Source organism: Helicobacter bizzozeronii (genome assembly GCF_900196775.1).
Taxonomy (GTDB): Bacteria; Campylobacterota; Campylobacteria; order Campylobacterales; family Helicobacteraceae; genus Helicobacter; species Helicobacter bizzozeronii.
The window spans coordinates 41,939-64,050 of record NZ_FZLB01000001.1 but is presented as its reverse complement, the minus strand read 5'-3'; the positions used below and the strand labels follow the sequence as shown (position 1 = coordinate 64,050).

The following is a 22,112-nucleotide window of genomic DNA, read 5'->3' as shown; positions in this document are numbered from 1 at the left end:
TTGCACCAAGGGCAATTACAGCGCGCCTTTTGTATGGAGCAGCGTGGATATTACACATACCAGAGCACCTCCCACACTTTCAAATCTCCTTTCTTCACTCTGAGCATTGAACAGGATTTGGAGTGCAAAGGTAAATTTTTCACACCTCATATTGACCATTACACCTTTGGATTGATAGAGGGTCAGTTTTATTTGCGCCAATACAGCCGTGAGGTTTTTTACACAACAAATTGTGATTGGGACAAGGAAAGTTCTGAGCACCTCACTACCCAAATTTTTTACCGCCAAAGCAGAGATGACCCAGAGGGCAAACACAGAATTTCCATGCAAGACTTTGTAGCTAATATGCCCAAAGGAGACTTTGGCAATCAAGCCTTAAAAGCGCGCATACAAGAGAGTTGTTTTCAAAAGGACTTGTGCCGGCGGGTTAAGCAAGATAGAGTGATACAAAGATTATAGAAAAACCCATAAAAGACCTAAACTTTGGGTATATTCCAAGCAACAAACAGCCATAAGGATCACCACATGCGCCCATCTAAAACCCTCGTTTTACTCTGCTTGTTCTCCATGCTTGAGGCTAACCCTTCAAATTTTGATAGCAAGCCTCAAGCCACCAAGCAGGTGTATTTGCATTTTGTCCCCTATTCTAAACCAAAGAAAGTATTTAAGGAAGTGTTTATGATCTTAAAGCAGGTGCCCTTACACTCCACCTCTTTTAATGTGCTATTAGCGCAGAATGTGCAAACCCAAGAGCAAGAAGTGTCTTTATGGGATCCCAAAAGTAGTTTAATGTTAGCTGCCAATGGAGGGCTGGTTTTGCCCGATCCAAGAGATTACAAGCAAATCCTAGAGTTGCGTCAGCAAGCAGCAAAGCATAATGCCCCCTTGCAAAAGGAGCGTTTTATCGCCACGCATGCCAAAGCTTTTAAAACATTTATCAAGGCACTGCCCCCAAAAAACATCATCACCCTAGAATCCCCATCCCAGCACCCCGCTAAGGAGGTCTATTACATCTCTAAAGGAGTCCCGTCCAAAGAGATTGTAGCTAAGCTTGAAAAGCTCACCAAAGAGGCAAGGGTGCATGTGGTATTATTAGGAGGATACCCTAGTGAAGATGTGGAGAATACTCTCTTCTTGGGGGCAGCTCTTTGCCTACAATATTTTCAACAAAACTTACAACACCTTAGCACCATAGCGCGTTTGCAACAATGCACGCGGTTTTTAGACTCTGATGTGTTGGATAATGAAGCAGAGACTCATACATTAGAACATAAAACTATGGCGCGCATCACGCAAAACATCAAATTAACCCTTAGATTGGGGCTTGCTAAAAATCGCGTTACAGATTCAGATGATCTGGCTTTCTTCTTGCCCCTCTTTTACACACTCCCTAAAAAGGATTAACCATGCGTTTGTTAATATTGCTATGCCTTTGTATAGGCAGTTTGCTTGCTGGTGGGCTTACCAGTGAGGATAATTTACAGGCGTTGTCTAAATTTTTAGGTGCTAACCCCCTTGAAAAAGAGCGCACGAGTTTAAATGCTAAGTTTGATGTGGTGGTTGCAGTGCGCTCTGAAGTATATGACAAATTGTATGTCTTTGTAGTGAGTAAAGATAACAGCCAAGCTTACAGAGCTCAGGATTTCTTAGAGCGCGCCACGCCCCAAGAGAAAACCTATATACAGCAGAGAATACAAGAAGCGCGCGCCTATGAGAACACGCCCCCTAAGATTAGGGATATGTTAAACAATAAGGTGCCTGAAGGGGATGATGAGGGAGAAGAAACCGACCCCAGAGACATCGCCCTTTTATCTCTAAAACCCTTAGAAGGGACAGATTTTAACATCGCCCAGATCAAGGATTATAGTCAAGCACATCAAGGCGCATTCTATGGTTGGGGTGTGCGCACCACCACTTATAGCACATGGATTTTAGACAAGGGCAACACTTTGGCTATTGAACTCACTGACCCTTCTGGTGGATTTAAGCAAGCCCGCCAAATGATTAGGCAGAGCATGCAAGAGATGCAAAAAGCTAATGATGCCTACTACCACCGCGATTTTAACGCCCTTTTTGATCTCATTCCTACCTCTCAAATCGTTACGATCCTCTCTCAAAACCCCCAAGCTAAAGACCTCTATATTGTCTTACCCAGTGTGGCTGATAGTAATATGGAGATTTTTGCTCAAAGCCAGCGCATAGTGGAGGATTTTCCCAACATGCTTAAAAAGGCAAATCTGCATATCATCCTCACGGATGAGCGAAACACTAATAACAATGGCGATATCCAAACCTTTAACCAACAAGTCCGTTGTCGCCAAAACAACGCCACTAAAATTGCCTTGTTCCAAAATTATTTTGCCATTAAGGGCACTTATTATGTCAATCTTGATTGCTCCAGCCCCAAAGAGAAGCACCCAGAACACAAATGGGCTAACTGGCAAGATGCCTTTTTTGGCATGGGAGCTTGTGGTGATAGGGTGGTGGATTACCACCCCGTGCCTTTTATTTATGAGTATAGAAAAGATTAGGCAAGAACATAAATTGCTTAATCCTAAGGTCTTGCATGGATTATGACACATCGGTATTGCGCACCCAAATTTTTTATCGCCAAAGCAGGGACGATCCCACAAACCAACGCCCTATTTCTTTGCAAAACTTCCTTGAGAGCCTAAACAATGGCAATCTTGAAAATCTAATCCATCCAATCTAGGGAGTGCGCAATTTTAATGCCCACTTCCACTTAGAGTCCTTGACTTTTCTGTTATATCTTGAGGCAAATAAAGTAGAATGGTCGCCTGATGGCAATGGATTTTGATAGTAATGGGTAAAAAGCTTGCCACGCTTTTAGCCAAAAGCCTGTAATTTTGCTAGATACTACTATGAATCTTTGCCATGCCAAGCAATTAAATAAAGGACTTTCAATGATCCGCCTAATTAGCATCCTTCTACTCATAAGTCCCCTATGGGCTGTCAGTGTTGATTTAAGCCAAGAAATGCAACAAGCCCGCACATTGATGGCAAATATGTACCAAAGAGCCATTCAAGAGAAAAAAGATTATGGCTGTAGTTGGCATCTCTACCTAGATGCGCTAAAAAAGGACATCAGCCCGCTTTTAGAGCATTTACAAGCTTTTATCAACCACACCCCGCTTTTACAAACTCTCCAACCCAAAACCCCCAAACAAGTCCAAACCATCAAGGCACTTAAAGCCTTTGAAATGCTCCAACTCTTCAAATTCTTGCGCGCCTCTATCCCTGATATTGATTGCAGAGAGGATTCTACTCTATTAAAACCTTTTGAGGCTGAGCAAAACACCCAAGATTTTTTAAAGGGTTTGGCATTGATCTATGCACCCTTAATAGAGGCTTACCATCAGGGTTTGGATATAGTGGACTATTTAGAGGGATTGCAAAATCATCTTGAGAGTCCGTGGCTTTACCCCATTCTAAGAAATAGCGTTTTACACCAAAAATATATGCTAGGATATACATACATCAAGGCAGATTCCCCTCCAGCCCGTGCCTTTTTAAAAGATGCCCAAATTACCAATAAAACCTATAAATTGGTGCGTGGTTTTGGTGTTTATGATCATAACTTAGAGGAGCAAAACTTTTTGAATGCGCAAAACGCGCACCTTTTGGGGATTGGGGTGCAAGCTATCAATTTGTGGCTAGACTATTACAAGGCGCGCGCTCTCACTTTTTTGGGTAATTATCTCAATGCAGAACACAGCAATATGGGAGATTATTGGATCACGATCTACAATGTGTATTTCGATAGGGCTTTTCCCCGTGATCAACTAATATGTACGGGTTCATGCGTGTATATCAAGGACATGACAGAGGCGATGCAAATGATACTCCCTAAATACCCCACCCCCTGCTTACAACCCCAATATTTAAACAAAGAGGCTAAGGCAGTGTGCCTACAAATCTTCCAACAACACAGCTATAACCCCCAACCCTTACAAAAATACCTAAAATCCTTGCGTTTAATCTCCATTGATGAGAGTCCTTGCGTGTATCTTAACACCAGCGACAAACTCCAGCTTTTTAAATCCAGTAATGCCCTATGTCTAGCCTTGCAGAAAAACTTAGCAAAGAAATAAGATGTAGGCTATGTTAGGGCATGCCTAGCGTGCTAGAGGTGGTGGGCTTGGATTGGGTCTAGTTTGCAGAACTCCCATCACCACCAAAGCCACAAAAAAGCTCCCCTCGATAAAAAAGTCAAAGGGGTCAAACCCGATCCCCAAGACAATATAAAAGCATAGCAGACTGAGCAAGAATAGACTAACTAGGGGGTCTTGATCCAGTGTGCGTGCAAACGCGCGCCACACCACCACCCAGAGCAATAAGAGTGCAAACAACCCCAGTAATCCCCTATGGGCGAGGGCATTGAAGATTTCATTGTCATAGCGTTCTTTGCAATCAATACTCTTAGGGTCGCGATAAGACTGGGCACGGGTTACGATCTCTGCAATGTGTTTGCACTTGGTGCTGATGCTCATGCCAAAAAATGGGGAGAGACGCACGATCACTAAGGCTTCTTGCCAACGCGCCAAACGCGATCCAATGCTTGAATCGGGGTTTTTGTCGGCATAAAGTTTGAGATCGTGGCTAAAACCTTCTTGGGCATTTCTAGGGCTATGCAAGATTTTTTGATTCTCTAAAATATGCACGGATACAAACATCCCCACAAAAAGCGCGCTGATCACAAGCATATAGGGCAAAGAACGCCAAGATTTTTGGCGGTATAAAATGAATAAAGAGAGAATCACAAAAGTAGCGCCAAAGGCGATGGAGGCGCTGCGTGTCCCGCTCAACAAGACCACCACAAACCCTAAGAGCATCGCTATGCCAAGTAAAATTTTTTCTAAGCGTTGCTTGGAATGCAAGGCATAGATGTAGCAACCAAAAAGTGCGGCAGATGTCAGGGTTACAAAGCCTACAATGGTGCTAAACCCCACCACGCGCGCCACATCAAAGCCTATGCGTTGCACCAATGCGATCACGCCATTGAGCGTGCAAGCAACCCCCATGCTATAAAAAAGATACCTCTGATTCAAACATACCAGAACACTGCTCAAAAACACCAGACTCACCACGCCCAGCATATAGACTAGGGGCATGTTGAGCAGACGCAAATTTTCATGCCAGCTTTTTAGGTCGCTCTCCACAAATAGATTGGGCAATACAGCAACTGCCATGAGCAAAAACGCACCCACTAACCACTTGGTGGGGTGATCAAGCCTTAAGGGGGGTTTGTATTTCCAATAATAGCCAAGCGCCCCCACAGCCAGCACCACCAGCAGAATTTGGGGCATGGGTTTCTTAAAAGAAGTTAAGAAAAACAGCGCAAAAAAAAGCGTGGCGCACTGGCTAAGGGTGCGGGGTTGCATTACAAATTAGCGGTTTTTGATCCCAAGTGCTTGGATGAGCTCCATGTAGCGATCGTGATGGGTGCGTTTGAGGTATTGGAGTAGGTTTTTGCGGTGCCCGACTAATTTTAGCAACCCTAGACGGCTGGAATGATCCTTAGGGTTGCTCTTTAAATGGGCAGTCAGATCGGCAATCCTGTGACTCAAAAGTGCAATTTGCACCTCACAAGAACCCGTATCGTGAGCTGAACGCCCAAAACGCCTCATAATCTCTTGTTTTTTCTCCGTATCCAAAGCCATAAGACCTCCTAATAGGAATTTGATAAGGTGGCATTATAACTTAAAACAAGTAAAATTTTACATGAAAAATTGTAAAATGGGCTGTTAGCCTAAAAATTAAAGTAAGGATTGATTGAAGCGGCGTGGCAAGCGATAAGCAAAAGGGCATTCTTAAAAAAACTTTCCCTTTTTTAAGGCAGTTGAGCCAATCTAAGGATTTAACGGTTGTTGCCTTTGTGATTGCCATTTTGGGGATTATCATTGTCCCCTTGCCCCCCTTTTTGCTCGATTTTTTGCTCACCATTTCGATCGCCCTTTCCGTGCTCATCATCTTAATCGGGCTTTACATCACCAAGCCTACCGATTTTAGCGCCTTCCCCACCTTGCTTTTGATTGTAACCCTTTATCGCCTCGCACTCAATGTCGCCACCACGCGCATGATTTTAACACAGGGCTATAAGGGCCCCAGTGCGGTTAGCGACATCATCAGTGCCTTTGGGGAATTTAGCGTGAGTGGGAACTATGTCATTGGGGCGATTGTCTTTAGTATTTTGGTGCTGGTCAATCTCTTAGTGGTAACTAATGGTTCCACCCGTGTAACCGAAGTGCGCGCGCGTTTTGCACTAGATGCGATGCCGGGCAAACAAATGGCAATCGATGCGGATTTAAACTCAGGGCTAATTGATAATGAGGAGGCTAAAAAAAGACGCGCAACCCTTAGCCAAGAGGCGGATTTTTATGGTGCCATGGATGGGGCGAGCAAGTTTGTCAAGGGCGATGCGATTGCAGCCATCATCATCACCTTGATCAATATCATCGGGGGTTTTTTGGTGGGGGTGTTCCAAAAAGACATGAGTATCTCTTATAGTGCCTCGACTTTCACCATTTTAACCATTGGCGATGGGCTGGTCGGGCAAATCCCAGCCTTGATTATCGCCACGGCTACGGGCATTGTCGCCACGCGCACCACCCAGCATGAAGAGGAGAATTTTGCTAGCAAACTCATCACGCAATTAACCGACAAGAGTAAAACCCTTGTCATCGTGGGCTTTATTCTCTTGCTCTTTGCCAGCGTGCCCGGTCTGCCCACCTTTTCGCTCGCCTTTGTGGGGAGTTTGTTTTTATTCATCGCATGGCTGATTTCACGCGAGGGCAAGGACAATTTATTTGTCAAATTTGAGAAGTGGTTGAGCCAAAAAACGGGGGTCGATCTCAGCCACAAGAGTGCCACCCCCACCGAACAAACCCCCATCACTCGCCCCCAAAAAAGCGCTGAGGAGATCAAAAAAGAAGAAGAACAAGCCATCAATGAGGTGCTTAAAATTGAGTTTTTGGAATTGGCTTTGGGCTACCAGCTCATCTCCCTAGCAGACACCAAACAGGGGGGGGATTTGCTCGAGCGTATCCGGGGCATTAGAAAGAAAATTGCCAGTGATTATGGCTTTTTGATGCCCCAAATCCGCATCCGCGATAATCTCCAGCTCCCACCCACCCACTATGAGATCAAACTCAAGGGGATCAGTATTGGGGATGGGAGCGTGATGCCCGATCGTTTCTTGGCGATGAATACGGGCTTTGCGGGCAAAGAGATCGAGGGCATCCCCACTAAAGAGCCCGCCTTTGGCATGGATGCGCTTTGGATTGAGCCCAAAGACAAGGAGGAGGCGATCATTCAAGGTTATACCATCATTGACCCCTCCACCGTGATTGCCACCCACACCAGCGAGCTAGTCAAAAAATACGCTGAGGAGTTCATCACCAAAGATGAGGTCAAATCGCTTTTAGATCGCTTGGGCAATGACTATCCTGCCATCATTGAGGAGGCAAAAAAAATCCCTACCGGGGTTATCCGCTCTGTTTTGCAAGAACTCTTGCATGAGAAAATCCCCATTAGGGACATGCTCACCATTTTAGAAACCATCACCGATATTGCCCCCAGCGTGCAAAATGACATCACCATTTTAACCGAGCAGGTGCGCGCTAGACTTTCAAGAGTCATCACCAATATTTTTAAATCTGAAGATGGAAGCTTAAAATTACTCACTTTGGGCACAGCCACCGAGCAACACTTACTCAATAAACTCAAAGATCAACCCTCGGGCAAATTCTTGCTTTTAAACGCAACTGAGATGCAACAACTCATTGAGAATATCTCTGCTGAGTCGATGAAAATTTTACAACGCGGGATTGCCCCGGTGATTTTGATTGTCGATCCCGAGTTGCGCCGCCCGCTCTCCTCTAAGATGGAGCAATTTAAGATCGACATTGTGGTGCTTAGCCATGCCGAATTAGACACCAACGCCAAATACGAAGTGCTAGGCACAATCAACATTAATTTTTAAGGACTTAAGATGCAGGTTTTTCATTTATCCCATATTGATTTAGATGGCTATGGTTGCCAATTCATTAGCCGCCATTTTTTTCAGAATATCACTTATTACAATGCCAACTATGGGCGGGAGGTATCCGCTAGGTTGCATGAAATTGCCGATGCCTTGCAAGCACAGACCAGCCAGCACAAGCAATTTTTGATCTTGGTTACAGATTTGAATCTCAGCTTAGGCGAGGCGGAGTTTTTGCAAAAACAAAGCGATACTTTGCGCTCACAGAGTGTTGAGGTGCAACTCTTGCTCTTAGATCACCACATCACGGGCAAGGAGGCTGCTGAGGCTTACCATTGGTATCATTTAGATGTGGATCGCAGCGCTTCTAAGATCACTTTTGAAACCCTCAAAGCCCAGTATCCCCCCTTACAGGATTTGACAAGCCTAGAATCGATGGTGGAGATGATCAATTCCATTGATATTTGGAAAGAGGGGGAATTTGGGTTTGAATTGGGCAAGGTGTGTATGCGCATGATTGCTGGGAGTTCTGAGCTCAACCGCTTTATGTTTGACACCGAGCACCGCAACTATAAATTTGCCCTCTTGGAGCAAGCCCAAGACTATATCGCCAAAGAGAATGGCGCGGTGGTCTTTGATAACGATCTTTTTAGGTTAAAAAAAATCGCTCTAGGGGGCAACCCCGATCGAGAAATCATGGATAATATCGCTTCTAACGCCCAAGTAGCCTTATTGTCCCAAAAAAAAGAGGCGTGTAGTATCTATTGTGAAGGCAAACGGGGGTTTTTGAGCTACTCTATGGGCGGGATTAGCGTTTTGGCAAATTTATTTTTGTGCCAAAATAGCGAATTTGACTTTTACATGGATGTCAATCCTAGGGGTAATGTGAGCTTGCGTTCCAATGGCAAATGCGATGTGAGTAACCTAAGTAAGCAATATTTTAATGGTGGCGGGCATAAAAACGCCAGCGGGGGCAGAATCGAAGGATTTAAAGAAAGTTTTAGCTATTATGACATCAAGGAGCAGGTGGAAAAGGCATTGAATAAAACAACGGAGACAGATTACAGCTTTTTTGGCAATCGTTTCCAATTTTAGTCCAATCGATATTCTAAAGGAGTCAAATATGCGATCGTGGTTTGTGTGTTTTTTGCTGACGATAGTTTTAAGCGGATGTGTGAGCTATCAGATCAAGCCCGAGAATGTTTCTAGTTACAATAATGGGATTCAGGTTTTGACCTCTTCTAAGGCGCGCTCTAAGGTGCAAGTGGAGGTGGCACAAAAAAAACTCAAAGGGATTGATAACCCGCCTTTGGTGCTGTATGTGGGGGCTCAGGTGATCGGGGGTGGTCTGGTGGATTTTGATACTTCTCATATCTCTGTGAGCGAAAATGGCAAGAGTCTATCGGTTTTGAACTTTAACCAAATGATGCGTTCTAGCTATGACTTTGAGCCCGCCTTGCAAAAATTCAATATCGCCGTGCCCACCTCATCTGCTACCGATGTGATGGCACCCCCCATGTTTTACTACGGGCAGGGTGATTTTCTAGCCTATGACATGATGTTTGGCATGCCCTTTATGATGATGGATGATGCCCAAACCCAAGCCATCGAACAAGAGGAACGCCAAGCCTTTAAAATCATGGCGATCAACTACCTCAAACGCTCCACCCTCAAGCCCGGAGGCAAAGCTAGGGGCGGGTTTGTTGTGATCAATTCAAAATACATTGTCCCGGGGACTCTTGTGGTGCAAGTCCTGTTAGAAGATGAGGTCCATACCTTTAAGATCGATATTTTGCAGTAAGGATTGTCTTGCAATTTCTACACGATTTACTCACCCAGATCCAAGAGGTTGGCAACCTTAAGGATTTAGAAACCTTGCGCCTCCAAGTTTTGGGTAAAAAGGGGGTGCTCACCCAAGAGTTTAGCGCGCTCAAAAATTTAGAGGGCAAGCAAAAGACCCAAAAAGCCCAAGAGCTCAACCAACTTAAAGAGGCTTTCACCCACGCGCATGCCAGTAAGAAAAAAGAATTGCAAGATTTGGAGCTAGAGGCTAAATTGCGCGCCCAAGCCATCGATCCCACTTTGGCTAATAGCGCGTTGGGCTCTAGTCTAGGGCATCCTTTAAGTTACACCAAAGATCGCATCATCACCTATTTTACCCAGCAAGGGTTCAAATTGCATGTGGGCATGTTGGTAGAAGAGGAGTGCTATAATTTTGACATGCTCAACATGCCCAGCCACCACCCCGCCCGCGACATGCAAGACACCTTTTACTTTAAAGATCACAAGTTATTGCGCACCCACACCTCGCCCACCCAAATCCATGCCATGCAGACCCAAAAACCCCCGATCAAGATGATTGGCGTGGGTCCTACCTTCAGGCGTGATTATGACACCACACACACCCCCATGTTTTCCCAAGTGGAGGGCTTGGTGGTGGATTGCGCCCAAAAAGTGCATTTTGGGCACTTAAAGCAGGTCTTAGAGGACTTTTTGCATGGTTTTTTTGGGGGTGTCAAGGTGCGTTGGCGTTCTAGCTTTTTCCCTTTCACCGAGCCTAGTGCTGAGGTGGATATTAGTTGTGTGTTTTGCGCTCAAGCAGGGTGCAAGGTGTGCAAGAACACGGGTTGGTTGGAGGTGTTGGGGGCAGGCTGTGTGCATCCAGCCGTCTTTAAACACGCCGGGCTTGAAAATGTGAGCGGGTATGCCTTTGGGCTAGGGATTGAACGCTTAACCATGCTCACTTGTGGGATCAATGATCTTAGAAGTCTATTTGAAACCGATTTACGCCTCTTGGAGGGCTTTTAATGCTGCTTAACACCGACACCCTACGCGATTTTTTGGAGGGGTCTTTGCCCGCTGTGTCTGCCCTGTGTGCGGATTTAAGCTATATTGGCTTGGAGGTGGAGAGCGCAACCCCCTTTGATCTGCCCGATTTGGTGGTGGTGGGGCATGTCTTGGAGTGCGCCAAACACCCCGATGCTACCAAGTTGCATGTTTGCCAAGTGGATATGGGTTCTAAAGTCTTGCAAATTGTGTGTGGGGCGGGCAATGTGGGTGTGGGGCAGTTTGTGGCTGTGGCTTTGCAAGGGGCGTATCTGCCAGCATGCAATCTTAGCATACAAGCAAGCCACTTAAGGGGTGTGCAGAGTTTGGGCATGCTCTGCTCGGCTGTGGAACTGGGGTTGCCCAAAATCAATGAGGGGATTTTGATCCTAGATAGCAGTATCAACCATGATAAACCCCTCAAGTTGGGCACGCCCCTAAAAGATTTACCCTTTTTTAAAGGCACGCTCTTAGATATTGCAATCACCCCTAATCGGGGCGATTGCTTGAGCGTGTTGGGCTTGGCTCGTGAGATCAGCGCACTTTATCATCTGCCCCTCAAATCCCCCCCTAAGTTACCTTTTAGCACGCCTCTAAACATCCAAATTGCCCCTAATCTCCCCCCTTGTGCGCTTAACTACGCCTTGCTTGATTTAAAGCCCTCTATGCCCTTAGAGATTGCCCTAAGTTTAGTCCTGCAACACAACCTACAGCCCGACCCCCTAGCCAATTTCTTAGAATATGCCACCTATCTTAGTGGCGTGCTCTTGCATGCCTACCCCCATGTGCGCTTAGAAGTGGGTATCAATAGTGCGGGTTTTGTGTGCGTGGGCGATCACGCCCAAACCCTCTCTGTGTTAGGCGTTAGCCCCCCCAAGCCCACCAGCGCGCCCTATTTGATCCAAGCAAGTTTCATAGACCCCGAACATGTGTGCCAAAGTCTGCACGCCCACCCAATAGAAAATAGCCCCACGCTGACCCATCGCTCCAAGCGTGGGAGCAATCCACAAGTCCTAGTGGGTTTGGAGTGGCTAGCCTTTTTGCTCCAACGCTTTGCACCCCAAGCTAACTTGCAAGTGAGCCCCCCTAGCACGCCCCCCATATCTGCTAAGACTCTCAGCTTCAGCCCCCAAGACATCGGGGACATTTTGGGGCAAACACCCAGCAAAGAGCGCATACAAGAGATTTTAAAGGCACTGGGGTTTAAACTATGCGATCAAGGCGATCAATTCCTAGCCACCATCCCCCCCTTTAGGCATGACATTAATGCAATTCCTGACATCGCTGAAGAGATTTTGCGCATACAGGGCTTAGATGATCTGCCTAAGAGCCCCTTAGCCACTTTTGAGCCTAGCAGCGCTAACCCCCATTACACACGCCATCTCTTTGAGCGCCAAATAGCCACCAAAGCCCTAGCATGGGGTTTTAAAGAGGTGGTGCATTATCTCTTTGCTAAAAAAGAGCAATTAGAAGCCCTAGGTTACCCCACCTTGCAAGAAAACCTAGATTTGCTCAACCCTATTAATAGCGATCTCAACACCCTACGCACCTCTTTGATCCCCGGACTCTTAGAAGCCCTAGGGCGCAATAAAAATTTGGGCTTTAAAAGCGTGTCGTTGTTTGAACTAGGCAGTGTCTATGACACCCAACGCACCCAACAACCCAGTTTGGCATTTCTAGCTGCTGGTTTGCAAACCCCCCCCCACTACCCCCACCCTAAGGGCACAGAATGGGATTTTTACAGCTTTACTGCCATGCTTGCACGCATTCTAGGAGTCTTTGAACTGCGCCCCATTAGTCCCCAACAACGCCAAGATCAACCCTATTTAAACACCACCTACCACCCCTACCAAAGCGCATGGATATTCCAAGAGGGCGTGAAAATCGGCGTGGTGGGCGCGCTTAACCCGATTTTAGTCCAAGAACACGACTTGCTAGAGGGTTTTATCGCTGAGGTCTTTAGCGCGCATTTAAACCCCAAAGCCAACAAGACCCAAGAGTTTTCCAAACTCCCCACCAGCTTTAGGGATTTGACTATTTTAGTGGGCAAAGAATTGCCCTTTAGCGATCTTAAAAAGAGTATCCAACAAGCCCAAATCCCCCACCTAAAAGAAGTCTTTGCCCTAGATGTCTATCCCCAAAGCCCCCAAGAGATCGCCTTGAGTTTGCGTCTTAAAATCCAATCTCAAGAATCCCTTATAGATAGCCAATTACAAGAAGTGGTGGATCGCGTGCTCCACATCCTAAACACACACTTTAAGGCTAAACTCAAATGATCACAATCCAGCCAGCCAAGAGTTTTGATCTCAGCCTCAATCAACTCCCCCCCGATAAATCCTTGAGTCACCGCGCCTTTATACTGGCTTTGCTAACCAAGAAGCCCTCTGTGGTGCATCACCCCCTGTGCGCTAAAGATTGTTTGAGCACTCTAGCCACCAGCAAGGCTCTGGGTTTGGGCGTGCAAAAAAAACAACACACCTTCAAGCTCACCCCGCCCCAAGATTTTTTACGCTTTAGCGAGCCAGCTAAACCCCTAAATTGCCATAACTCGGGCACGACCATGCGCCTTTTTGCAGGTCTGTTAAGTTCTAGCCAAACCCTCCAGCAACACTACATCTTAAGTGGGGATTCCTCACTCAACAAACGCCCAATGGGGCGCGTGATCACCCCCTTAACCCAAATGGGGGCAAAAATCTACGCAAGAGCGCAAAATTCCCTAGCCCCTCTAAGCATTTTAAGCGCGCCCTTACATGGGATTAATTACACAAGCCCCATGCCCTCTGCACAAGTCAAAAGCGCAATTTTACTAGCCACCCTGCAGGCTAATAGCCCAACCACCTTTAGCGAGCCCTTTTTGAGTCGCGATCACACTGAGCGCATGTTAAAAGCACTGGGGGCTAATATCCAAATAAGTAATCAGCGCATCAACCTAGAGCCCCTAAGCAAACCCCTAGAGAGTTTTGAATGGGCTATCCCGGCTGATCCCTCCAGTGCGTTTTACTTTGCCCTAGCAACACTCTTAGTGCCCCAAAGCCGTGTTTTGCTCCAAAATGTCTTACTCAACCCCACCCGCATTGAAGCCTTTAAGGTTTTAGAAAAAATGGGTGCTTATGTGGAGTTTTACCCCAAAACCCAAGAGATCGAACCTGTGGGGGATATTTATGTGGAACACCGCCCCTTAAAAGCGGTGCAAATCCAAGAAAACATCGCCTTTTTGATCGATGAACTGCCCGCTTTAAGCGTGGCTATGGCAGTGGCTAGCGGGGTTAGTGTGGTGGAAAATGCCCAAGAGTTGCGTTTTAAAGAGAGCGATCGCATCGCCACGACTTTAGCCAATTTGCAAAAATTAGGCATTGAGTGCCACGCCCTAGAAGATGGCTTTAAAATTGTGGGGAGCAGTTTAAAACGCCCCAAAGAACCCCTAGAGAGCTTTGGCGATCACCGCATTGCACTGAGTTTTGCCACCGCTTTATTAAGCTGTGGTGGCGCGCTCAAAAATGCCGCTTGCATGGCAATCTCCTTCCCCCAATTTTTAGAAATCTTGGGGCGCATTGTCCCGCTTAAGGTGGCTGATGGAAGTTAAAATGGCAAAGAATTACGGCTTTTGCTTTGGGGTCAAACGTGCCATTGAGATCGCCCAAAAGAATAAAAATAGCTTGACTCTAGGTTCTTTGATCCACAATCCTAAAGAGATCAAGCGTTTGGAGCGCGATTTTAATGTGCGGGTACAAGAGGATGTAGAGAGTGTGGAAGCCAATGAGAGCGTGATTATCCGCACGCATGGCATTCCAAAGCACGATTTGGCTTTACTCAAAGAAAAAAACGTCCATATTATCGATGCGACCTGCCCCTATGTGATCAAACCCCAGCAGATTGTGGAAAAAATGAGCGCACAAGGCTATCAGATCGTGATCTTTGGGGATGCTAACCACCCCGAAGTTAAAGGCGTGATCAGCTATTCGAGCACACCCCCCCTAGTAGTGGGTTCTTTAGCAGAATTACAAACCCAAAAGCTGGGTAAAAGGATCGCTCTAGTATCCCAAACCACCAAACAAACCCCCAAACTTTTAGAAATTGCCAGCTTTTTGATCGCCCATTGTGCCGAAGTGCGCATTTTTAACACCATTTGCAACGCCACCTTTGACAACCAAGAGGCGGTGCGCGAACTCAGCCAAGAGGTGGATATTATGGTGATTGTGGGGGGCAAGAGTTCTTCTAACACCAAACAACTTTTCAACATCGCCAAAGAGTTTTGTGCGGATAGCTATCTGGTGGAGGATTTTAACGACCTTGATCCCACATGGTTTGTGGGCAAAACCCTCTGTGGCATCAGTGCTGGGGCTTCAACTCCTGATTGGATCATCCAAGGGGTAAGAGAGAAAATCGAAGAATTCTAGGGTTGAAAATTCCTTAGCAGAAATCTCACTCTAGAAAACGCACCACATTTGTTTTAGCGGGTAGGTGATTTGCCAACATCTGATACACATGCTGTGCATTTTGCTTGTTTTCCAAATCTTTTGGCATACTCCCACATCTTAGCTTTTTCTCCTTGAAAGTGAAATATGGATGTGGGGGCGGTCTGCCCTGTAAATTTTTTGTAGGTTTGTCTATCCTCTCTCTTGCAAGGTTTGCGAACCTAGAGTTTTAAAGATAAAGCGTGTGGTTTTGGTGCTTGTTGGTGTAGAGTTAAATGCCCTAAAAAGCCTATAATACCGCTGTGTAGGGCAATACAATGGTTAAGCCTGAAGGCGTAGGAGTTGTTGATGTGCTTATTCTTGTCTGTGTTGCGAAAGTTTTTTCTTATAGGCGATTAACATGAGGACATGATACACGACTCCAGTGATATTTAAAAACATGTGCCAACTATCCGCTTGGCTAGACTTGGGGCTTTAGGGCGTGGATTGGGTAAATCTGCCAAATTAGGGGTATGCATGCTTTTGAGCCAAATGGTTTTTTTGCTATTTAAAATCAAGGGCAAGAGATCGAGATTTAACCCGCCCTCATCTAAAATCACCACCACATCAAAGGGGCTAGCCATTTCTAAAACACTAGGATCGCTCCCAAAGGAGATAAAACACAAGCTTGTGTCTGTGGGGGTGCTTGGGTTTAATGCCTCTTTTAAGCCCTCTAGGCGGGTGTTTAGGGCATTTGGGATTTGCTCCAAATTTTCACAAGGCTGTATTTTTTGAATCTGCTCTAAGCTGGCTTGCACTTGTGCTTTTTGGGTGGTGATTTGCTCTATTTGGGCTTTTAAATCTTGGATTTGTATCTCTAGGACTTGGCATTCTGTGGGCTGTGTTTTTGGCTCTGGTTGAAAATTTTGCGCTTGGGCGTGTAGGGTGGTGCTAAAATGCCCCTTTAATCGTGCCACTTTTGTTCTATGGGTTTCCAATAAATGCTTAATTTGTTCTAATTTGCCCGTGCCAAAGAGTTTAGCATACTTGCCCAAAGCAAACGCCCCCCTTTGTTCTTGTTCTTTGTGACGGATTTGCTCTTTGAGTGCCTCTAAGCTCTCTATATCGGTGGCTTTGTCCTTTTGGGCTTTAAGCTCTTGGATTTCTCGGGTAAGTTTGGCGTGCTTTTCTTGCAAGGCACTAAAATCAATCTTTGCCACCTCTTGATCGCATTGTTCAAAGTGCAAAATGTCTTGGTAGATCGCTTTTAGTGCGCTTGAAAAGTCGTGTGTAGGCATGTCTAAAGAGAGGGTGCTAAATTTAAGGGGAGTAAGGGTGTTTAAATCCTCTTTGAGAGTATGGTAGATGGGCTCTAAAAGCCTGCTAGGCAAAATAAAATCCCCCATCTGCCCCTCTAAAAAGCTGAGGAATTTATCTAAATTTGTTTGTGGTTGGGGGGTGTTGTTGGTTTGCTCTTGGAGGCTTTCTAGTTGTTGGCAACTTGCCTCAAGCTGGGCTTGTAGGCTAGTTATGTCCATGCTTTGGCTTTGGGCATAAAGCCTCTCAAAGTGATCTAAATCCGCTTGCAAGGCACTACATTGCGCCATCACCTGCCCTAACTCTTGGGTGCTTAGATCGCAAAATCTCAAGGGCGTGTGTGGGCTTGTTAGCTTGTTTTCTAAGGACTCTTTAAAGGTTATAGAGCTGGCTAGTAAAATTTTATCTTGTTGGTTGGTGTGGTAGTTGATCGCTGTGGCGACTAGCTCTAGGCTGTGTTGTAACCGACCCTCCACTTGGATCAAGCAGACTTGTAGCGTGGCGATCATCTTTACAAGGGCGGCACGCAGGGGTGGCGCAAAACGCTTGATGAGGGTTTTTGCCATATTTTGCGAAATGCTTTGGCAGATGTGATCGGGGTGTAATTCTTGTGCCTCTTTGGGGTTTAAAAGCCATAGAGGATAAGGACGCACACCCAGCAAGCCGGGTAAAGCGTGGGCGTTTTGCAAGGTAGATACCCTCTTGCTAAGCGTGCAAGTATTCAAATATGTCTCCCATCCCTCAAAACAAAAGTGTGTTTGCAGTTGTGTTAAAAACTCTTGTGGGCTATCCATGGATTTTAGGGCATTGGCTAAATCTTGCCCTTGTGCTTGACTCGCATCCATTAAAAGTTCCACCCCCTCAAAACGTACCCCCAACCCAAAGGGCACAAGCACCACCCGATCCAACACCAAAAAACCCCCATCCACACAGCCCCCAAAAGCAAGACTCTCCCCCTTAAAAAATGCGCTTGAGTGACCAGGATCGCCATAGATGAACGCCCTCTGTTGGGTCTCTCTTATTGGGGGTGGGCAGAGCCCAAATAGGATCTAAAAAGTGTAGTTCAAGTAGGCTGTAACCGAGCGCCCGGGTCCGGGTTGCAAGCCAGCTGGGCTTGAGCCAATCCCGGTAAAATAATACTTCATGTTGAGCAGATTATTGACCTGCAAGCTCCCCACAATCTTATGCCGTCCGCTCTCCCAAAAAACTTGACTCACCTCAACATTCCACACCCAATACCAAGGCAAGAGTCCTTCATGCTGAGTCATACACCACTGCGCACATTGATAACCGCTATTGAAGACACTTTGATAGTTATTCCCCCCGCTATAGTATTGAGTTCCATAATAACCCCCCGCTGCGCTGTTGCTAATCCCGCTGTAAGCCCGGCTATAAAAATAGCTAGATGTGCCAAAGGTGGTTTTAGCATAAGTGTAGCGCGCATCTAAGATGAATTGGTAGGGGCTCACAAAGGGGAAGTGTTTGTTATAACTAGTTTTTCCAGGAAAACTATCCCCATTCAAGTCTGTTAGAGTCTCATGGCTAGTAACGCGTGTGTCAATGTAGTTAAAGGCGGCATGGAATTGCAAACCCTTAATGGGGCGGTAATACATCTCCAATTCTACACCCTGAGAATAACCATTGACGGGTCTAACACTGCCTGCATAAGGTCCGCTAGTATAGACAGAATATTGCCCGGTAGCAAAATTGCGTGCCCAAATTCTAAAGAAATCGGCGTTAAAACTAAATTTGTCTTTGTAGGTGTAGCGTGCGCCTACTTCCACGCTATCAAAGTGCTGGGTGAAGTATTCGGCTCCCCCAAAACTCAACACATCTAATTGGGGGGGGACAAAAGAGCGTTGGTAGTTAAAGTAGGTGAGCAAAGTGTGATCGCCTTGCACGGGGATAAAGCCAATATTGAGCGAGGGCAACCAGTTATTCATGTGTTTGATCTTTTTCAAAGCTTGTGCAGATTCTTGCTTGGAAACCGCTGCTCTATCAGGTTTAGGTACATTACTAGGCCAATTATCGGAAATAGGTTCCCAATTAGATGGGTTTTCGTTATTATACTGCACGAAAGCATAGCGCAACCCGGGCACAATGAAAAAACGCCCATCCCATGTTTCAATGCGATCGCTCAAATACACCGCCGTATAATTGTTACGCCAATCAGCCCAGTTCCAGTAAAATCCATGTTTCTTATGGGGTTGCCAGCCTGACATCACATTTTGACCATTTTTACAGAAAAAACCAGAAACTCCATGCTGAGTTTCAGTGGGGCAAATATTGGTGTTCATGTATTGGCGTTGTAAAAAGGTGGTGGTCATGAAGCGCAAGCCGACGATAAAGGTTTGCTTGACCTTGCCGGTATTGACCACTAAATTCACCTTAGGCTCAAAGGCGTTATTGATAGAACGCACGGGGTTTTCTATCTCTGCGTAGCCATTGTAATTAGTAAATGTATAAGGCACAGCTAAGTTGTAGCCACTAGGCAAGCCCTGAGCCACGCAGCTTGCTTCGGTGTAACAAGTAACCATATTTGCGCTGTTATAGCTAGAGCTCACTTGGAAGTCGCGGGTCATGAACTGCCCGTAATAGGTGAAAGTGAAAGTCCCCCCCACCTTGTCTAAATCCCCAAAGCGGTTTTCATACACGATCCCAAAGCGTTGGGATCGCCCGCCTTTGGCATTAAAGGGGCGTAGATTGGCAAAGCGGTTGATCTTGTAATCCTGCTCGCTTAGAGATCCGGGCTGGGCGATGTTAAATTTATAATACTGGTAGTAGGCTTTAATGCCATTGTTTTCATTGATGTCATAGACCCCATCTAACCAGTAGTTTTGGATATTAGTGGGGGTGTTGTCCCTAAAACCCTGCCCCATCACCCAGTTAGCTTGGGCTTGCACCCCAAAGTGCTTGTTGATCATCCCCCCACTTCTAACATAGGTGTTGTAGAGTAAGTTATTGCCTAGGGATTTAAGAAAAGAGGAATCGCCGGTATTAGTGTTGGCAAAGCCCGCATTTCTAGCCTTAGCCCAAAAAGTCATCCTCTCAGCGGCTTGGTTTTCCCAGCGTTTGGGGATGGGCTTGGTGATGATATTGACAATGCCCCCATAAGTATTGGGTCCATATTGCACGCTCCCACCGCCCTTAATCACATCGATGCGATCGATTGCCTGGAAAGTTACGGGGAAAATGTCTAATTCAATGTGGGAATAGGGAGCCATATAAACCGGGATACCATTAACCAGCATAAGAGTTGCGTTGCTATGCCCTGAGCCCCCCGCCCCAAAGCCACGCACTTGGATGGTGGGCATCGCCCCCACACCGGTGGCATTTCTGACCTGCAAGCCGGGCACATTTTGCAAAGCCTCTTCAATGCTTTGGTTGGCTTGTTGGGTGAGGGCTTTATTAGAGATCACCGTGCGGCTACCGGTGTATTTTTTAACTTCCTCATCTTGCCAGCTTTTGGGAGCAGTAAGCCCACTATAGCCCAAATTAACTTGCCCAGAATAATCCGTTCTATCCTTTTGCCCGGCGGTGGAAACCTTGCCTAGAGTGTAGGTTTTATCCTCTTTGGCGAGCAACGACTCAGAGCAAACCAAGCTAGTGCTTAATGCTAGCAGAAATTTTTTACGCAACATAAACTCCTTAAAAATTTCACACAAAATTTAAAAAACAGAAGAAGGCACAAATCTAAAATGCAAACTTTTGATACAAAAACGGCTAAAAATCCATGTCTAATAATAAAAACAAAAGATTTTTAATAAATGGAGTGGATTTTACCATGTGAAACTTAAAGAGTAACCCTATTGGCATGGAGTTGGCAAATTTGGACCACCAAACCTAATTAGTGGCTTTATCCTAAGAACTACGGCGAACTTATGGCATAATTAGTATAATAATAAAATCCATAATGCATAATTGATAGGCTGTGATGATGAGTGAAGCTGTTGTGCTGTTGAACATGGGCGGGCCCAATAACCTCTATGAGGTTGAGGTGTTTTTAACAAATATGTTTAACGATCCCTACGTTTTACCCATTAAGAGTCATTTTTGGCGCAAAATCCTAGCCAAAATCATTATCAAAAGCCGTTTAAGCAAGTCCAAAGACATTTATAAAAACATCGGGGGCAAATCCCCCATTAACGATCTGAGTGCCCAACTTGTCCAAGTATTAAGAGAGCTAGACCCCACACGGCACTACACCTATGCGATGCGCTACACCCCGCCTTTTGCGCCCATGGTCTTTGCCGAGTTGCAACAACAAGGTTTCCACTCTATTTTGCTTTTTTCCATGTATCCCCAATATTCCACCACCACAACCCTATCTTCGATGCAAGATGCCCTGCAAGCCCTCAAAAACCTCAACTACACGCCCACTCTCTCTAGCATCGATCGCTTTTACACCCACAACCTTTATAACCAAGCTATTTTAGATAGCATTGCAAAAACCATGCAAGGGCATAACCCTCAAGAATTTGTGCTGGTTTTCTCTGTGCATGGCTTGCCCGTGCGTATGGTTGAGGAGGGCGATCCCTATGAAGCCGAATGCCGCCACCATGTGAGCTTGCTTAAGCGCGCTTTGCTCCCCTTTGGCTTTAAAGCCATTGAATTATCTTACCAATCCAAATTAGGTCCTTTAAAGTGGCTAGAACCCAGCACGCTAGAGATGATTGAACGCCACCGCAAAAATAAAATTCTTATCTATCCTTTAGCTTTTAGTATTGACAACTCCGAAACCATCTATGAATTGCACATCCAATACAAATGGGAGGCGATGCGTCTAGCTGTGCCTAAGTTTTTAGTTTGCCCGTGCTTGAATGCTAATTTGGCTTTTGCCCATGCCATTTTAGATTTGATTCAGTATGGCGATCGCCAATCCCTTTCTCTAAGCCAATAATTAGCACAAAAAGCTACAATGAATGAAAAACAAGGAAGATTGATGGAAAAAAGTGTTCTTTATGCTCTCTTATTAGCCCTTTTTGCCCATGTGGCTTTTGCCAGCAGTGATGACAAGATCGATGAATCCATGATCAGCTCAGGGGCGATCTCCCCTAAGAGCGCGCAAGAGGATGCCAACAATTTAGACAAACAAAGTTACGCCGGCTTAGAAGATGTCTTTTTAGACACCAAGACCATCACCCCCAATGGCAAATACATGCTCTTAGTCTTTGGTAAGAATGGGTGTGCTTATTGCGAATTGCTCAAAAAAGACATCAAACAACGCCAAGACCTGAAAAATTTTATCAAGCAACACTATAGTGCCTACTACATCAACATCAGCTATAGCAAAATGCACGAGTTTAAGATCGGCACCAAGAAAAAGCCCCGCGAGGTTGTCCTCTCCACCTCCCAGCTGGCTCAAGTCTATGATGTGAGCTCCACGCCCACCATTGTTTTAGCTGATTCTGATGGTAAAACCATTTACGAGCTCCCCGGTTATATGCCCTCCAAGCAATTCTTAGCGGTTTTGGAGTTTATTGGCAATGGTCTGTATAAGGGCATTACAGATGATAAGGTCTTTGTTGAAAAATTACGCGACTACATTTTGAAAAAATCTAGAGCTTAATTTA

At 45.7% G+C, this 22,112-nt stretch carries 17 protein-coding genes; 13 read left to right on the top strand and 4 right to left on the bottom strand.

Translation table 11 applies throughout. The annotated features are described in order from the left end of the window. The 4 genes from C5684_RS00270 to C5684_RS09370 form a co-directional block, all read left to right on the top strand. The coding region (locus C5684_RS00270) for a hypothetical protein (RefSeq protein WP_158650152.1) at positions 1 to 459 on the top strand (459 nt) is incomplete at its 5' end. A gap of 66 nt (positions 460 to 525) precedes the next feature. Beyond that, positions 526 to 1,404, top strand: coding sequence for a hypothetical protein (locus tag C5684_RS00265; RefSeq protein ID WP_233708598.1), 879 nt, complete (start codon positions 526 to 528; stop codon positions 1,402 to 1,404). A 2-nt stretch (positions 1,405 to 1,406) separates the two neighbouring features. Beyond that, on the top strand, positions 1,407 to 2,531 hold the full coding sequence (locus C5684_RS00260) for a hypothetical protein (RefSeq protein ID WP_104639035.1): 1,125 nt from the start codon (positions 1,407 to 1,409) through the stop codon (positions 2,529 to 2,531). 393 nt (positions 2,532 to 2,924) lie between these two features. Continuing rightward, on the top strand, positions 2,925 to 4,112 hold the full coding sequence (locus tag C5684_RS09370; RefSeq protein ID WP_233708597.1) for a hypothetical protein: 1,188 nt from the start codon (positions 2,925 to 2,927) through the stop codon (positions 4,110 to 4,112). A 24-nt stretch (positions 4,113 to 4,136) separates the two neighbouring features. Here the strand turns inward: C5684_RS09370 and C5684_RS00250 are convergent, their stop codons facing one another. Both C5684_RS00250 and rpsO read right to left on the bottom strand, forming a co-directional pair. Then, the gene (locus C5684_RS00250; protein WP_233708596.1) at positions 4,137 to 5,402 is read right to left on the bottom strand and encodes an O-antigen ligase family protein; all 1,266 of its coding nucleotides are present in this window, start codon (positions 5,400 to 5,402) and stop codon (positions 4,137 to 4,139) included. A 6-nt stretch (positions 5,403 to 5,408) separates the two neighbouring features. Next, complete coding sequence (gene rpsO, locus C5684_RS00245) at positions 5,409 to 5,681, bottom strand: 30S ribosomal protein S15 (RefSeq protein WP_104629590.1); 273 nt, start codon at positions 5,679 to 5,681, stop codon at positions 5,409 to 5,411. 122 nt (positions 5,682 to 5,803) lie between these two features. Between rpsO and flhA the strand changes: the two genes are divergently transcribed. From flhA to C5684_RS00210, 7 genes are read left to right on the top strand one after another with little or no spacing between them, the layout of a single operon-like run. Next, positions 5,804 to 8,002, top strand: a complete 2,199-nt coding sequence (gene flhA, locus C5684_RS00240; RefSeq protein WP_104639034.1) for a flagellar biosynthesis protein FlhA — start codon at positions 5,804 to 5,806, stop codon at positions 8,000 to 8,002. Positions 8,003 to 8,011: 9 nt separating this feature from the next. Further along, positions 8,012 to 9,097 carry a DHH family phosphoesterase gene (locus tag C5684_RS00235; RefSeq protein WP_104639033.1) on the top strand — a complete coding sequence of 362 codons (1,086 nt, stop codon included), beginning with the start codon at positions 8,012 to 8,014 and terminating at the stop codon, positions 9,095 to 9,097. Positions 9,098 to 9,125: 28 nt separating this feature from the next. After that, positions 9,126 to 9,803 carry a hypothetical protein gene (locus C5684_RS00230; RefSeq protein ID WP_104639032.1) on the top strand — a complete coding sequence of 226 codons (678 nt, stop codon included), beginning with the start codon at positions 9,126 to 9,128 and terminating at the stop codon, positions 9,801 to 9,803. Positions 9,804 to 9,811: 8 nt separating this feature from the next. Next, positions 9,812 to 10,810 (top strand): phenylalanine--tRNA ligase subunit alpha, encoded by a 999-nt coding sequence (pheS, locus tag C5684_RS00225; protein ID WP_104639031.1) that lies wholly within the window; start codon positions 9,812 to 9,814, stop codon positions 10,808 to 10,810. After that, positions 10,810 to 13,104: a YtpR family tRNA-binding protein gene (gene ytpR, locus C5684_RS00220; protein WP_233708595.1), complete on the top strand. Its 2,295-nt coding sequence runs from the start codon at positions 10,810 to 10,812 to the stop codon at positions 13,102 to 13,104. Before pheS ends, ytpR begins: the two co-directional genes overlap by 1 nt. Further along, on the top strand, positions 13,101 to 14,411 hold the full coding sequence (gene aroA, locus C5684_RS00215) for a 3-phosphoshikimate 1-carboxyvinyltransferase (RefSeq protein WP_104628751.1): 1,311 nt from the start codon (positions 13,101 to 13,103) through the stop codon (positions 14,409 to 14,411). Before ytpR ends, aroA begins: the two co-directional genes overlap by 4 nt. After that, positions 14,401 to 15,225 carry a 4-hydroxy-3-methylbut-2-enyl diphosphate reductase gene (locus C5684_RS00210; RefSeq protein WP_013890702.1) on the top strand — a complete coding sequence of 275 codons (825 nt, stop codon included), beginning with the start codon at positions 14,401 to 14,403 and terminating at the stop codon, positions 15,223 to 15,225. The genes aroA and C5684_RS00210 overlap by 11 nt, the downstream gene beginning before the upstream one ends. Before the next feature lie 449 nt (positions 15,226 to 15,674). On the opposite strand, the gene C5684_RS00205 is transcribed toward C5684_RS00210, so the two are convergent. Then, positions 15,675 to 17,468 (bottom strand): coiled-coil domain-containing protein, encoded by a 1,794-nt coding sequence (locus tag C5684_RS00205; protein ID WP_013890700.1) that lies wholly within the window; start codon positions 17,466 to 17,468, stop codon positions 15,675 to 15,677. A 120-nt stretch (positions 17,469 to 17,588) separates the two neighbouring features. Further along, a complete protein-coding gene (locus C5684_RS00200) occupies positions 17,589 to 20,180 on the bottom strand; it encodes a TonB-dependent receptor family protein (protein WP_104639030.1) in 2,592 nt (863 codons plus the stop codon). A 296-nt stretch (positions 20,181 to 20,476) separates the two neighbouring features. Here C5684_RS00200 and hemH point away from each other — a divergent pair, with 296 nt between their 5' ends. Both hemH and C5684_RS00190 read left to right on the top strand, forming a co-directional pair. Beyond that, positions 20,477 to 21,439: a ferrochelatase gene (gene hemH / locus C5684_RS00195; protein ID WP_104639029.1), complete on the top strand. Its 963-nt coding sequence runs from the start codon at positions 20,477 to 20,479 to the stop codon at positions 21,437 to 21,439. Between the two features lie 42 nt (positions 21,440 to 21,481). After that, entirely contained in the window at positions 21,482 to 22,108 is a 627-nt protein-coding gene (locus C5684_RS00190; protein ID WP_065757265.1) for a SoxW family protein, read from the top strand. The last annotated feature ends 4 nt before the right edge of the window (positions 22,109 to 22,112 follow it).